Origin of the sequence: Achromobacter sp. AONIH1, assembly GCF_002902905.1 — a bacterium.
Taxonomy (GTDB): domain Bacteria; phylum Pseudomonadota; class Gammaproteobacteria; order Burkholderiales; family Burkholderiaceae_B; genus Achromobacter.
The window spans coordinates 5,078,273-5,091,715 of record NZ_CP026124.1; the positions used below are offsets into that span (position 1 = coordinate 5,078,273).

Consider the following 13,443-nt stretch of genomic DNA (forward strand, 5'->3'; position numbering starts at 1 on the left):
CGCGCATTCCCCTATGATGGACGGCCACGCCGCTCATCCCGCCCGCCCCATGTTCGACGCTTACCTGCAACGCTGGAACCTCGCGCCCGCCGGCGCCCCGATCACCACGCCGGCCGCCCGTCTGCTGCCCGTGCTGCACGAGGGCCAGCCCGCCATGCTGAAGATCTCGCACGAACAGGACGAAAGAGAAGGCGGCGTGCTGATGCGCTGGTGGGACGGCCAGGGCGCGGCGCGCGTGCTGGCGCATGACGACGACGCCATCCTGCTGGAACGCGCCACCGGCACACGCTCGCTGGCCGAGTACGCCCGCAACGGCCGCGACGACGAGGCCACGCGCATCATCTGCGATGTGCTGGCCCGCCTGCACGCGCCGCGCGCCAAGGCCCCGCCGCCGCTGCGCACGCTGGAATCCTGGTTCGTCGACCTGTGGCCCATGGCGCAGGCGCAAGGCGGCATCCTGGCCGACTGCGCCCGCCACGCGCGCGCCCTGCTCGACGATCCGCGCGACCCGGCCGTGCTGCATGGCGACGTGCACCACGACAACATCCTGGACTTCGGCGAGCGCGGCTGGCTGGTGATCGACCCCAAGCGCCTGCATGGCGAGCGCGCCTTCGACTACGCCAACATCTTCTGCAATCCGGATCTGGCCGACCCCAGGCCGCCGGTCGCCATCGTGCCGGGCTGCTTCGACCGCCGCTTCGCGCTGATCACGACCGCGTCCGGCCTGGAACCCCGCCGTCTGCTGCAATGGATCGCGGCCTGGTGCGGCCTGTCGGCCGCCTGGTTCATGGGCGACGGCGATGACGCGGCCATCGACCTGAACATCGCCGGCCAGGCGCTGGCGCGGCTGGCGCGTTGAGCGCCGCCACGGCCGCCATTCGCGCGCTCGGGGCACGCTACCTGACCGGCATGTCCGCGCCAAAGGCCGCCTCGAATCGTTGCGCCAGCCATTGCGTGAACACGCGCACCCGCGCCGACACCTGCCGGTTCTGCGGATACAGCACCGACACCGGCATGGGCGCGGGCGGCAGGTGCGGCAACACGACCTTGAGCTGGCCGTCCGCCAGCTCCCGCGCCACGCGGTAGCGCGGCACCTGGATCAATCCCAGCCCGGCCAGGGCCGCGCCCGTGTACAGCTCGGCCCCGCTCACGCTGACCGCCGCGCGCGGCGCGGCCTGCACGCTGCGGCCATCGACCAGGAAATCCATGGTCATGGCGCGGCCCGTGGCGCTGGACTGGTAGTTCACCGCCCAATGCGCGTCCAGGTCCTCCAGTCCGGCCGGCTCGCCGTGCCGCGCCAGATAGGCCGGGCTGGCCACCGTCACCTGCGGCATCAGTGCGATGCGCCGCCCCGCCAGCGACGAGTCCTGCAGCTCGCCGGCGCGCAGCACGCAGTCCACGCCTTCACGCACCAGGTCCACGTAGCGGTCGTCCTCGCCCAGGTGCAGCGTGATGTCGGGGTAGCGCGCGAGGAAACCGGGCAGCCCCGGCATCACGAAATACCGCGCCAGCGTGCCTTGCGCGTTCACGCGCAGCAGGCCCTTGGGCGCCTTGTCCAGGAAGGCGCCGTCGGCTTCCTCCAGGTCGGCCAGCAGGCGCACGCAGCGCCGGTAGTAGATCTCGCCGTCGTGGGTCAGGCGGACCTGGCGCGTGGTGCGCTCCAGCAGCCGCGCGCCCAGGCGCTGTTCCAGGCGCTTGATCAGGTTGGTGACGGTGGCGGGCGGAATCCGCAGATCCTCGGCCGCCTTGGAGAAGCTGTGGCGCTCGGCGATGCGCGCGAACACCTGCATTTCCTGGAAACGGTCCATGGGGCTCGGCCTATTATTTATGCAAATGAAATTATGTCTGCAAATATAGGCTGATTATTTTTCCAGTGGAATAGCGGATCATGGCAAGCATTCCCTCATGACACGGAGCATTTCCATGACCCAGCAGACTTCCCGGCGCGTCGCCCTCGTCACCGGCGGCTCACGCGGCATCGGCGCGGCGATCGCGCTGCGCCTGGCCCGCGACGGCCACGCCGTGGCCATCAACTACGCGTCCAGCAGCGCCGCCGCCGAAGCGCTGGCGGCGCAGATCCGCCAGGCCGGCGGCCAGGCCGCCGCGTTGCGCGCCGACGTGTCCGACCCCGCCCAGGCCAACGCCCTGTTCGAAGCGGCCGAAGCCGCGCTGGGCCGGGTGGACGTGCTGGTCAACAACGCCGGCGTGCTGCATGTGCAGCCGCTGGCGCAGACCAGCGACGAACAGTACGAGCAGATGTTCAACATCAACACGCGCGGCACCTTCAACATGCTGCGCGCCGCGGCGACCCGGTTGGCCGACGATGGTCGCGTGATCAACCTGTCCAGCACCACGATCGCGCTGAACCTGCCCGGCTATGCCGCCTACATCGGCAGCAAGGCGGCGGTGGAAGGCTTCACCCGCGTCTTCGCCAAGGAGCTGCGTGGCCGCCGCGTCACTGTCAACGCCGTGGCGCCCGGGCCGGTGGCCACCGAACTCTTCATGACGGGCAAGAGCGCGGAACTGATCGAGCACTACGCCAGGCTGCCGCCGCTGGAGCGGCTGGGCCAGCCCGACGACATCGCCGGCGTGGTGGCGTTCCTGGCCGGACCGGACGGCGGCTGGGTCAACGGCCAGGTGCTGCGCGCCAACGGCGGCGTGGCCTGACGCGGCGCGGCGGGCGGATGGAAGCGCTCCCGTCCGCGTTTACGTTCAGGGACGGCGCGCCTGGCCGGATGCCGCGCCCGGCTCCGGCATGGCGTAACCCTGCGCGCGCAGGAAGTCGCGCACCAGCGGCTTCCATTTCTCGGGCGCATGCGTGAACAGCGAATGGCCGTTGTCGCCGTCCGGCCCCAGGCGTTCGAATTGCGCATGGCCGCCGGCGGCGTTGTAGGCCTCGGCCCAGCGTTGCGGCCATTCCGGCCCCCAGTACAGGTCGTTCTCGGTATAGATCCAGAGCATGGGCATGCGGGTGGTCGCAGCGTAGCCGGCATAGGTTTCCTGCAAGCGCTCGGGCCCGCAGGGCTTGCCAGGCGATTTGACCGGATCCCCGCCCGAACCGCCCGCGAAATTGATGGCGGCGCGCACGCCGGCCGGCCCGGCCGCCGCCAGCGCCACGGTCGAGCCGCCGCCCACCGACTGGCCCAGCGCCACCACGTTGGCCGGATCCACGTCCGGCCGCCGCGCCATCGCCTCGATCACCTGCGCGATCTCGCTCGCGGCACGGTTGAACATGGGCGTGAAACGCCGGTCGCCGCAAGGGCCGCTGTTTTCCAGATCGGGGCCTCCAGTGGCGCCATAGCCCAGCCGCACCGGCACGGCCACGACGAAACCAGCGTCGGTGAAATAGCGGGCCGCCGTCGCATAGCGCGCGCGGCCCAGCTTGGTGCGGCCGGCGGCGTCGCCGGCCCGGCCGTGGCTGATCACCATCAGCGGATGCCGGCCCTCGCCCTGGGGCGTGAACACGGTGACGACCAGCTCGCCCCTGGCCTGACCGCCGTTCTCCAGGTCGACCTGGACCGGCACGCGCACCACGCTTTCGTTGGGCAACATCTCGGTCGCGGCCTTCGCGCCCTGTCCGGCGCAGCCCGACAGCGCGGGCAACGCCCCCGCCGCACAGGCCAGCAGGACAGCCTGGACCCACCCGCGCCGTGGGCGCGATGCCCGGCATGCGGGCAGGGATTCGAGTGTGTTCGACGGGTCGCGCGTGTCTCGCATGGCGAAAGCCTCCGGGCTGGCCGCGGCGGACGGCCCGCGCGCGACAGCAGAAGCCTACCCCTGCCCCTGCCGATTGCAAGCCGGGACTTGCCCAGCTTGGAACAACGCCCCGCTCAGAACCGGTACTGCGCGGTCGCCACCACGGTGCGCGGTTCGCCGATGCGGATCTGGCCCGCGCTGGTGGCCGACGCGTAATAGGTCTTGTCGGTCAGGTTGCGCACCGCCAGGCGCCAGTCCCACTGACCCGTGCGATAGCCGACCAGCGCGTCCCAGCGCGCATAGCCGGGCAGCACCGCCGTGTTGGCGTTGTCGGCATAGCGCTGGCCGACAAAGGTGACGCCGGTTTCGCCGTACAGGCCCTCGGCCGGCTTGTACGTGAGGAACACGCTGCCATTGCGGCGCGCCACGTTGCCGACGCGGTTGCCGGCCAGGCCGTTGTTGTCCTCGACGATCGACGCGTTCTGCAGGCCCAGCCCGCCGCGCAGATACCAGTTGCCCTGCAGGCGGCCTGCGGCGGTCAGCTCCACGCCGCGCGATCGTTGCAGGCCGGTCAGCAGCACGATGCTCGGATCGTTGGGATCGGTGGTGCGGCGGTTGTACAGCTCCAGGTTGTAGAACGCCAGCGTGGTGCTCAGGCGGCCGTCCAGCCAGTCGCTCTTGACGCCCACTTCGTACTGGCGGGTGCGCTCCGGGTCCAGCTCATTGGTATTGCCGCGCGCGTTGGGCGTGATGCCGATGAGGCCGCCGCCGGTCGGCGAGAAGGTCTTGCTGTACGAAGCGTAGAAGGAATGGTCGCGCAGCGGTGTCCAGACCACGCCGGCGCGCGGGCTGACGCCGCTGCTGCTGCGCGAGGCCGAGGCGTCGAGCAGGCGGTTGGTCGAATCGATGTTGAAGCGGTCCAGCCGCAGGCCCAGCAGCACCTGCCAGGCCTCGTTCAGCTTGATCTGGTCCTGCACGTAGTAGCCCTGGGTGCGGACCTTGTGGCGCGCGTCGCTGTTGATCGTCATCGCGCCCTGGTGCTGGCGCGAAAGGTCCGGGTCGTACAGGTCCAGCGTCGGCACGGGCTGCGCGCCGGGGCCGCGCGTGGCGGCGGTGTACAGCCTGGGCGAGCGATCCTGGTTGGCGAATTCCATGCCGAACAGCACGCGGTGTTCGATGGCGCCGGTATGGAACAGGCCCTCGGCCTCGAAGTTGTTGCTGATGTTGCGCGTGCGCAGGTCCTGCTGCCAACGCGTGCGGCTGACCTTGCCGGTGGCGGCGTTGTAGCCGGTCAGGTAGGTGTTGTCGAACTCGCTGTCCAGCGCGAACACGCCCAGCGTGTGACGCAGTTGCCAGCCCGGCGCCACCGTGTAGGCCAGGCGCGAGCGGAAGGACTGGGCGCGGTCGTCGATGTAGTCGCGGTCCGGGTCGCCATAGACGGTACGGCGGCCCACGTCGGCCGGACGGCCGTTGACGCTGGGGATGCCGCGATCCGGCGTGCGATCGTAGCGGCTGTATTCATACTGCACCAGCCAGTCCAGGTCCGGCGTGATGCGCCAGTTCAGCGACGGCGCCAGCAGCTGGCGCTTGCCGCCGATCTTGTGGCTGAAGCTGTCGACGTCTTCCTGGCCCACGTTCAGGCGCACGCTGACCGTGTCGCTGGGGTCCGCGCTCAGGTCGCCGTAGAAGCTGCGCAGGCCCCAGCTGCCGCCCTGCGCCTCCAGCGAGGACTCGCGGCCCGGCTGCGGCGCCTTGCTGACGCGATTGACGATGCCGCCCTGGCTGCCGCGACCGTACAGCACGGCGGCCGGGCCCTTGAGCACCTCGATGCGCTCGATGTTGTGCAGGTCGCGCACGTACTGGCTGTCGTCGCGGATGCCGTCCAGGTAGAAGTCGTTGCTGGCGTCGAAGCCGCGGATGCGCAGCGAATCGAAGCGCGTGTCCTGCGCGCTGGAGACGTTGGGGATGCCCGAGAGCGCCTCGCCCAGCGTGCTGACGCCGTAGCTCTGGACGTTCTCGACCTTGACGCTGTCGATGGCCTGCGGCACGTAACGGGCCGGCGTCTGGGTACGGGTGGCGGTGGTGACCTGCGGCACGCGCGGATCGTCGACGCTCTGGCCTTCGACGCTGATGGGCTGCAATTGCGCGGTCTGCGCGTGGACGGAAACAAAGGGGATGGCGTGCAGAGCCAGGGCCACGCCCAGGGTCAGGGCGCGCGGCTTGAAGAGAACGTGCATGGTGCGAGCTGCGGTGGTGAGTAGGTCTTATCGAGACGGAATATTATCGAGAATCACTTTCATTCGTAAATAAGAACCTTCTCATAACTAATACCCCGCGCGCGCCTCGTTGCGGATGGACAACAGCCGTCCATCCTCCTCCCGGCCGTCGATCGTCCGGCGCACGCGGTCCTCCCCCATCCGCACGAGTACGCCGCCGATGCCCGCCGCGCCCTTCGATACCCGCAAACTCGCGAGGGCCCTCATCCCTTGCGCCCAGGCCGTCCTCGTCCGATCGGCCGAGCCTGGACGCAACGAGGCCGGCACGCGCCGATGCACTCGGGTCTTTGGCCTACACGCAAGCATGGCCACACGGAGGAGCGAAGCATGAGGCGGGCAGGAAAGGCTCTGTATTAGGCTGGCCCCGCAGTACTCCGACTCACCTTCATCGATTGGACGACAGCAATGAATCAACTCATGCATCCGGACTGCCATCCTTTTGCCCAAGCTGGCAACCTGAAACAGATCTCCGCCTACTACGAGGAGGGACGACGCGTCATATGGATGATGCTGCGGGCCCAGCCGCGGCCCTGCTTCAACCATGAATTGATAGACGAGATCATGACGCTGGCCCGCGCCGCCAAGGACTCCGGGCTGCCCATCGACTTCTGGGTAACGGGCTCACTGATCCCGCAGATCTACAACGTGGGCGGCGACCTGAACTTCTTTTCCGAAGCGATCCGGGGCGGCCGGCGCGAGGCTTTGCGCGCCTACGCGCGCGCCTGCGTCGATTGCGTGCACGCCGCCAGCCGCGGCTTCGACACCGGCGCGATCTCGCTGGCCATGATCGAGGGCACCGCGCTGGGCGGCGGCTTCGAGGCCGCGCTGGCGCACCATTTCGTGCTGGCGCAGAACAATGCCCGCATGGGCTTTCCCGAAATGGCCTTCAACCTCTTCCCCGGCATGGGCGGCTATTCGCTGGTGGCGCGGCGCTCGGGCATGCGGCTGGCCGAAGAACTGATCGGCACCGGCGAGTCGCACACGGCCGAGTGGTTCCAGGCGCGCGGCCTGGTCGACGTGCTGTTCGAGCCGGGCGACGCCTACAAGGCCACGCGCACCTTCATCGACGTGCTGCGGCCCAAGCTCAACGGCACGCGCGCCATGTTGCGCGCGCGCCAGCGCGTGCTGCGGCTGTCGCGCTCGGAACTGATGGACATCACCGAGGATTGGGTCGAGGCCGCCTTCTCCATCGACCCGAAGGACCGCGCCTACATGGAGCGGCTGGTCATTGCGCAGAACCGGCGCAGCGCCGCCGGGCCGGAGGCCGGCATGGAAGCCACCATGCATTGAGCGCCCGCGCGGCGGCGGGCGCGTGCAGGCGCCGGGGCGACCCGGCGCACGCGCTCAGGCGATCAGGTGCAGCCGACGCCGCCGCGCCAGCCATTCGGTGAACTCGGCCGCCGGCATGGGCTTGGCGTACAGATAGCCCTGCTTTGCATCCACGCCCAGGGTGTCGAGGAAGGCGGTTTCCTCGGACGTCTCGACGCCCTCGGCGATCACCTTCAGCTCCAGCGTGCGCGCCACCGTCACGATGGCGCGCGCCAGCGCCTGCGAGACCGGGTTCTCGTTGACCCCGCGCACGAAGCTGGCGTCCAGCTTGATCGCGTCCAGCGGGATGCGCGCCAGCTGCGACAGCGAGGAATAGCCGGTGCCGAAGTCGTCCAGGTGCACCCGCGCGCCCAGCTTGCGGAACTGCTTGATCAGCTCGATGGCCGAATGCTCGTCCTCGATCAGGCAGCTCTCGGTGAGTTCGATGTCCAGCATGCAGGGATCCAGGCCGGCGTCGGACAGCGCGCTCATGAACTCGCTGACCAGGCCCTTGTCCTCGAGCTGGCGCGCCGAGACGTTGACCGCGACGCGGATGTTCAGGCCCTCGCGCTTCCAGGCGGCCGCCTGGCGCGCGGCCTCGCGCATGACCCACACGCCCAGCGGCGCGATCAACCCCGAATCCTCGGCGTAGGGAATGAAGGCGCCGGGGCCGACCATGCCGCGCTCGGGCGACTTACAGCGCAGCAGGGCCTCGACCCCGTCCAGCTCGCCGGTGCGGCCGGACAGCTTGGGCTGGTAGTGCAGCATCAGGTGGCCGTCGGCCATGGCCTTGCGCAGATTGGTGTCCAGCCACACGTAATCGGCGTTGCGGCGGTCCATCTCGGGCAGGAACACGCGATAGGTGTGGCGCCCCGATTCCTTGGCCACGTACATGGCGATGTCGGCGCTGCGCACCACGCTGTCCAGGTCGGCGCCATGTTCGGGATACATGGCGATGCCGATCGAGCAGCTGGTGTAGACCTCGATCAGCCCCTGGCGGAACGGCTCGCGCAGCCGCTCGATGATGCGTTGCGAGGTCGCCTCCAGCTCGTGGACTTCGGCGCCCTCCTGCAGCACGATGAACTCGTCGCCGCCCAGCCGCGCCAGCGTCTGTCCTTCGGCCAGGCAGCCGGAAATGGCCAGCGCCACCGCCTTGAGCAGCTGGTCGCCGAAGCCATGGCCGTAGTGGTCGTTGATGCGCTTGAAGTTGTCCAGGTCCAGGAACAGCACGCCGCCGCGCCCGCCCTCGCCCGCCGAGAGCGCCGCCTGCAGCTGCGCGGTGATGGCATGGCGGTTGGGCAGATTGGTCAGCACGTCGGTGTTGGCCAGCACGCGCAGGCGTTCCTGGGCCTGCCGCTCCTCGGTGATGTCGGTGCCCGAACAGATCAGATAGACGCGCTTTTCGCCGCTACCGCTGGTGACGAACTTGTTGCGGAACAGAAACAGCCTCGGGCCCTTGACCGTGTTGATCAGGCGCTCGACCTCGTAGGACTGGCCGTTGCGGTAGAAGGCGGCGATGTTGCGGCGGGAGGCCGAGGCCTCCTCGCGGGTCATGAACATGTCGAACACGCTGCGCCCGACGATGTCCTGCTCGCGCTTGCCGGTGTATTCCTCGCTCAGCTTGTTGAAGCGCTGCACCCGGCCGTGCTGGTCGACGATGACGATGACCGAGTTGGCCTGCGACACCACGGTCTCGGCGAAGGACAGGCCCTCGACCAGGTCCTTGGCCACCGATTCGGTGTCCGAGTAGGCCGACGCGGTGCCGGCCCATTCCTTGGGATTGATCTTGCGCCCGACCAGGTGCAGGCCGATGGGCTCGCCATACAGCTTGACCTCGATGCGCAGGCTGGAGGTGATGCCGGTCAGGTCGCGGATGGCGGCGGCCTGCTCCGGGCTCAGCGCCGTGGCGATATTGGCCGCGCCCTTGATCGCGGACAGCTCGAAGGCATCGCTATCGCTCGCCAGCCGCCAATATGGGCTGTGCGTGCCGAAGTATTGGTACAGGAGCGACCTGTCGTCCTGATTGTCGTCCTGGAAATCGGCCATTGTCTTCCCCCGCGCCGTCTTGGAATGGCTCGCAAAATACATTACGGCCTAGCCAAGCCGGGGTCAACCACTATATGAGAAAGCAACGCTTCCGGCCAGCCTCGAGGGGGGTGCGCGAGAGCCGGCCCGGGCTTGCGCCTAACACGAACGTGTTGCAAGCCTTTGCTGGCGGAGGCCGCCGGAAGCCCCGGAAGCGCCCGCCGCGATCCGCTTATTCCGGCTTGACGCCGGCCTCGTCGATCACCTTGGTCCAGCGCGCCACTTCGGCCGACACCCGCGCGCCGGCGTCGGCCGGCGTGGTCCAGGTGGCGATCGCGCCCTGGTTCAGCAGCGAGGCCTTCACGTCCGGCTTGGCCAGGATCTTCTTCAGCTCGCCGTTCAGACGCTCGACGACCGGCGCCGGGGTGCCGGCGGGCGCGACGATGCCGAACATGGAGCTGACTTCGAAATCCTTGAGCCCGGCCTCGGCGGCGGTGGGCGTGTCGGGCAGCGCCGGCACGCGCTCGGCCGAGGTCACCGCCAGCGCGCGCAGCTTGCCGGCCTTGATGCTGCCCTGGGCGGCGGGCACGGTTTCGATCATGCTCAGCACCTGGCCGCCCATCAGGTCGGTCATGGCCGGGCCGCTGCCCTTGTACGGCACGTGCAGGATGTCCACGCCGGCGGCGCGCTTGAACATCTCGCCGGCCAGGTGCTGGGGCGAGCCGTTGCCGGCCGAGCCCATGGTGATGTAGCCCGGCTTGGACTTGGCCAGGGCGATCAGCTGCGACAGGCTGGTGGCCTGCACGGAAGGATTGACCACGAACACCAGCGGCACGGTGCCGACGATGGACACCGGCGCGAAGCTCTTCTCGACGTCGTAGGTGACGCGGCCGCGATACAGGGCGGCATTGATGGAATGACTGGTCAGCGCGCCCATCAGCAGGGTGTAGCCGTCGGCCGGCGCCTTGGCGACCTGATCGGCGCCGATATTGCCGGCCGCGCCCGCGCGGTTCTCCACGACCACCGTCTGTCCCAGCGCGCCGGTCAGCTCCTGGGCCAGCACGCGGCCGATCACGTCGGTGGCGCCGCCGGGGGGATAGGGCACGATCAGCCGTATCGGCTTGTCCGGGTAGGCGTCGGCGGCCAGGGCCGGGACGGACGCGCCGGCGCACACGGCCAGCAGGGAAAGCAGCACGGCGCGGCGCGCGCCGCTGGCGATAACGGGCATGTAGGTCTCCTGCCGGGATGGGTATAAGAATTGGAACGGACGCCCGGCTCGTCAACCGCGCCAGTGTAGGGGCCATGACCTGATTGAAGAATCAGAATTTTTCTATCGACTGATCTACCAATCAAATCAATAAAAAGACCGCATCAAAGCGCTTGCGGGCCAGTTTCCCAGGTGGCTATGATCTCGGACTCGGATTATCAATAATATTATTGAGATCAAAACCCCGGCCTGACAGAGAACGACGATGACGGACAAGACCAAGGGAACGCCCACGCCGGCGCAGGCGCAAGCCGCCGGACCAACCCCAGCGCAAGGCCCCCAGGGCGTGGCGCGCGGCCTGACCAACTATGGCGACACGGGCTTTTCCCTGTTCCTGCGCAAGGCCTTCATCAAGGGCGCCGGCTACACCGACGACGCGCTGTCACGCCCCATCATCGGCATCGTCAACACCGGCAGCAGCTACAACCCATGCCACGGCAACGCGCCGCAGCTGATCGAGGCAGTCAAGCGCGGCGTGATGCTGGCCGGCGGACTGCCGATGGACTTCCCCACCATCTCGGTGCACGAGAGCTTCTCGCAGCCGACCAGCATGTACCTGCGCAACCTCATGTCCATGGACACCGAGGAAATGATCCGCGCGCAGCCCATGGACGCCGTGGTGCTGATCGGCGGCTGCGACAAGACGGTGCCGGCCCAGCTCATGGGCGCGGCCTCGGCGGGCGTGCCGGCGATCCAGCTGGTGACCGGCTCGATGCTGACCGGATCGCATCGCGGCGAGCGCGTCGGCGCCTGCACCGACTGCCGCCGCTACTGGGGCCGCTACCGCGCCGAGGAGATCGACGCCGAGGAAATCGCCGACGTCAACAACCAGCTGGTGGCCAGCGTGGGCACCTGTTCGGTGATGGGCACGGCCAGCACCATGGCCTGCCTGACCGAGGCGCTGGGCATGATGGTGGCCGGCGGCGCGTCGGCCCCGGCCGTCACCGCCGACCGCGTGCGCGTGGCCGAGCACACCGGCGCCAGCGCCGTGGCGCTGGCCCGATCGCGCCTGACGCCCGATCGCATCATCACCGGCAAGTCCATCGAGAACGCGCTGCGCGTGCTGCTGGCCATCGGCGGCTCGACCAATGGCATCGTCCACCTGACCGCCATCGCCGGCCGACTGGGCATCGACATCGATCTGGCCGGCCTGGACCGCATGAGCCGCGAGACGCCGGTGCTGGTGGACCTGAAGCCCTCGGGCCAGCACTACATGGAAGACTTCCACCACGCCGGCGGCATGCCCGCGCTGCTGCGCGAGCTGCGGCCGCTGCTGCACCTGGACGCGCTGACGGTCTCGGGCCGCACGCTGGGCGAGGAACTGGACGACGCGCCCGCGCCCTTCCCCCAGGACGTGATCCGCAGCCCGGCCGCGCCCATCTATCCGGTGGGCGGCCTGGCGGTGCTGCGCGGCAACCTGGCGCCAGGCGGCGCCATCATCAAGCAGTCGGCCGCCAACCCGGCGCTGATGGAACACGAAGGCCGCGCGGTGGTGTTCGAGGACGCCGAGGACATGGCCCGCCGCATCGACGACGACGCGCTGGACGTGACCGCCCAGGACATCCTGGTGCTCAAGCGCATCGGTCCGACCGGCGCCCCCGGCATGCCCGAGGCCGGCTACATGCCAATCCCCAGGAAGCTGGCGCGGGCCGGCGTCAAGGACATGGTGCGCATCTCCGACGGCCGCATGAGCGGCACGGCGGCCGGCACCATCGTGCTGCACGTCACGCCCGAGGCCGCCATCGGCGGGCCGCTGGCCTATGTGCAGAATGGCGACCGCATCCGCCTGTCGGTGGCGCGTCGCGAGATCGCGCTGCTGGTGGACGACGCCGAGCTGGCGCGCCGCATGGCGGCCGCGCCCGTCACGCGTCCCACGGCCGAGCGCGGCTACCGCAAACTCTTCATGCAGACCGTGACGCAGGCCGATCAGGGTGTGGATTTCGACTTCCTGCGCGCCGGCGCCACCCGGGATACCGTGCCCAAGCCGTAGCGGCCGGCCCGCGCCAACCCGCTGCACGCGCCTAGATCACAGCCCGAACGTCACCGCCCGAACCCCCAGCCCGACCGCCGATCATGAACGCCATCTCCCCCGACGACCACGCAGAACCCGCCGCCGACGCGCTCGCGGACGCCCTGGCCGAGCTGGAAGAGGACATCGTCTTCGGACGCCTGCACCCGCGCCAGCGCCTGACCGAGGACGAGCTGATGGAGCGCTTCGGCCTCAAGCGCCACGCGGTGCGCCAGATCCTGGCCGAGCTGGAAGCGCTGGGCGCGGTGGAGAAAAAGCGCAATATCGGCGCGGTGGTGCGCGCCTTCTCGGCGCGCGAGGTCATGGAGCTGTACGCGCTGCGGCAAGTGCTGGAGGTGCATGCCGCCAGCCAGATCCCGCTGCCCGTGCCGCAGGCGCGGCTGGCGGCGCTGGTGGCCGTGCAGCGCGAACACGATGCGGCGGTCGCCGACGGCGACGCGCGCCGCGTGTTCCGCAGCAACCAGCGCTTTCATCGCGAGCTTTTCGGCTTGCTGGACAACACGGTGCTGGGCCAGGCCATCGAGGAATACGCGCGCCGCACCCATCCCATCCGCTTCGGCTCGCTGGCATCGCCCGGCTATCGCGAACGCGCGCGCCAGGAGCACTGGGCTATGATCCACGCCCTGCGCGATGGCGACCGCGACGCCTTGATGGCGCTCTGCCGCGACCACCTGCTGCCATCGCGGGACGCCTATCTGGCGTCGGAACGGGCCCGGCTCGGCGCCTAGTGTGCTGTCCCGCAGATACGCCCGCACGAAATCCACCCCTAGCCGCCATGGCGTCGTTGCAAATCCTCGCGATACCTACGGGTATCGCTGCGGTTTGCGCCTAGCCCTGACGTC

10 protein-coding genes are annotated in these 13,443 nt (G+C 69.1%); 5 read left to right on the forward strand and 5 right to left on the reverse strand.

Annotation, left to right across the window (positions count from 1 at the left end; genetic code table 11):
* Positions 1 to 49: 49 nt before the first annotated feature.
* Complete coding sequence (locus C2U31_RS23250; protein WP_103276531.1) at positions 50 to 859, forward strand: aminoglycoside phosphotransferase family protein; 810 nt, start codon at positions 50 to 52, stop codon at positions 857 to 859.
* Positions 860 to 896: 37 nt separating this feature from the next.
* Here the strand turns inward: C2U31_RS23250 and C2U31_RS23255 are convergent, their stop codons facing one another.
* Entirely contained in the window at positions 897 to 1,808 is a 912-nt protein-coding gene (locus tag C2U31_RS23255) for a LysR family transcriptional regulator (RefSeq protein WP_103274958.1), read from the reverse strand.
* A gap of 115 nt (positions 1,809 to 1,923) precedes the next feature.
* On the opposite strand from C2U31_RS23255, the gene C2U31_RS23260 reads away from it, so the two are divergent.
* Positions 1,924 to 2,667: an SDR family oxidoreductase gene (locus tag C2U31_RS23260; protein WP_103274959.1), complete on the forward strand. Its 744-nt coding sequence runs from the start codon at positions 1,924 to 1,926 to the stop codon at positions 2,665 to 2,667.
* A 45-nt stretch (positions 2,668 to 2,712) separates the two neighbouring features.
* Here C2U31_RS23260 and C2U31_RS23265 read toward each other — a convergent pair whose 3' ends face one another.
* Together C2U31_RS23265 and C2U31_RS23270 are read right to left on the reverse strand one after the other, a co-directional pair.
* On the reverse strand, positions 2,713 to 3,717 hold the full coding sequence (locus C2U31_RS23265) for a dienelactone hydrolase family protein (RefSeq protein ID WP_158658447.1): 1,005 nt from the start codon (positions 3,715 to 3,717) through the stop codon (positions 2,713 to 2,715).
* Positions 3,718 to 3,830: 113 nt separating this feature from the next.
* Positions 3,831 to 5,933, reverse strand: coding sequence for a TonB-dependent siderophore receptor (locus C2U31_RS23270; RefSeq protein WP_103274961.1), 2,103 nt, complete (start codon positions 5,931 to 5,933; stop codon positions 3,831 to 3,833).
* 444 nt (positions 5,934 to 6,377) lie between these two features.
* Here C2U31_RS23270 and C2U31_RS23275 point away from each other — a divergent pair, with 444 nt between their 5' ends.
* Positions 6,378 to 7,262, forward strand: coding sequence for a crotonase/enoyl-CoA hydratase family protein (locus tag C2U31_RS23275; RefSeq protein WP_103274962.1), 885 nt, complete (start codon positions 6,378 to 6,380; stop codon positions 7,260 to 7,262).
* Between the two features lie 54 nt (positions 7,263 to 7,316).
* Here C2U31_RS23275 and pdeR read toward each other — a convergent pair whose 3' ends face one another.
* Both pdeR and C2U31_RS23285 read right to left on the reverse strand, forming a co-directional pair.
* Positions 7,317 to 9,326 (reverse strand): cyclic di-GMP phosphodiesterase, encoded by a 2,010-nt coding sequence (gene pdeR, locus C2U31_RS23280; RefSeq protein ID WP_103274963.1) that lies wholly within the window; start codon positions 9,324 to 9,326, stop codon positions 7,317 to 7,319.
* Positions 9,327 to 9,537: 211 nt separating this feature from the next.
* A complete protein-coding gene (locus tag C2U31_RS23285) occupies positions 9,538 to 10,533 on the reverse strand; it encodes a tripartite tricarboxylate transporter substrate binding protein (RefSeq protein WP_103274964.1) in 996 nt (331 codons plus the stop codon).
* 244 nt (positions 10,534 to 10,777) lie between these two features.
* Here C2U31_RS23285 and C2U31_RS23290 point away from each other — a divergent pair, with 244 nt between their 5' ends.
* Both C2U31_RS23290 and C2U31_RS23295 read left to right on the forward strand, forming a co-directional pair.
* Entirely contained in the window at positions 10,778 to 12,562 is a 1,785-nt protein-coding gene (locus C2U31_RS23290) for an IlvD/Edd family dehydratase (protein WP_199770877.1), read from the forward strand.
* Between the two features lie 83 nt (positions 12,563 to 12,645).
* The gene (locus C2U31_RS23295; protein WP_103274965.1) at positions 12,646 to 13,329 is read left to right on the forward strand and encodes a GntR family transcriptional regulator; all 684 of its coding nucleotides are present in this window, start codon (positions 12,646 to 12,648) and stop codon (positions 13,327 to 13,329) included.
* Positions 13,330 to 13,443: the final 114 nt, after the last annotated feature.

Excerpts from the sequence above, each read along its gene's own strand:
- C2U31_RS23250 (WP_103276531.1), top strand. The coding sequence starts at position 50 with ATGTTCGACGCTTACCTGCAACGCTGGAACCTCGCGCCCGCCGGCGCC.
- C2U31_RS23255 (WP_103274958.1), bottom strand. The coding sequence starts at position 1,808 with ATGGACCGTTTCCAGGAAATGCAGGTGTTCGCGCGCATCGCCGAGCGC.
- C2U31_RS23260 (WP_103274959.1), top strand. The coding sequence starts at position 1,924 with ATGACCCAGCAGACTTCCCGGCGCGTCGCCCTCGTCACCGGCGGCTCA.
- C2U31_RS23265 (WP_158658447.1), bottom strand. The coding sequence starts at position 3,717 with ATGCGAGACACGCGCGACCCGTCGAACACACTCGAATCCCTGCCCGCA.
- C2U31_RS23270 (WP_103274961.1), bottom strand. The coding sequence starts at position 5,933 with ATGCACGTTCTCTTCAAGCCGCGCGCCCTGACCCTGGGCGTGGCCCTG.
- C2U31_RS23275 (WP_103274962.1), top strand. The coding sequence starts at position 6,378 with ATGAATCAACTCATGCATCCGGACTGCCATCCTTTTGCCCAAGCTGGC.
- pdeR (WP_103274963.1), bottom strand. The coding sequence starts at position 9,326 with ATGGCCGATTTCCAGGACGACAATCAGGACGACAGGTCGCTCCTGTAC.
- C2U31_RS23285 (WP_103274964.1), bottom strand. The coding sequence starts at position 10,533 with ATGCCCGTTATCGCCAGCGGCGCGCGCCGCGCCGTGCTGCTTTCCCTG.
- C2U31_RS23290 (WP_199770877.1), top strand. The coding sequence starts at position 10,778 with ATGACGGACAAGACCAAGGGAACGCCCACGCCGGCGCAGGCGCAAGCC.
- C2U31_RS23295 (WP_103274965.1), top strand. The coding sequence starts at position 12,646 with ATGAACGCCATCTCCCCCGACGACCACGCAGAACCCGCCGCCGACGCG.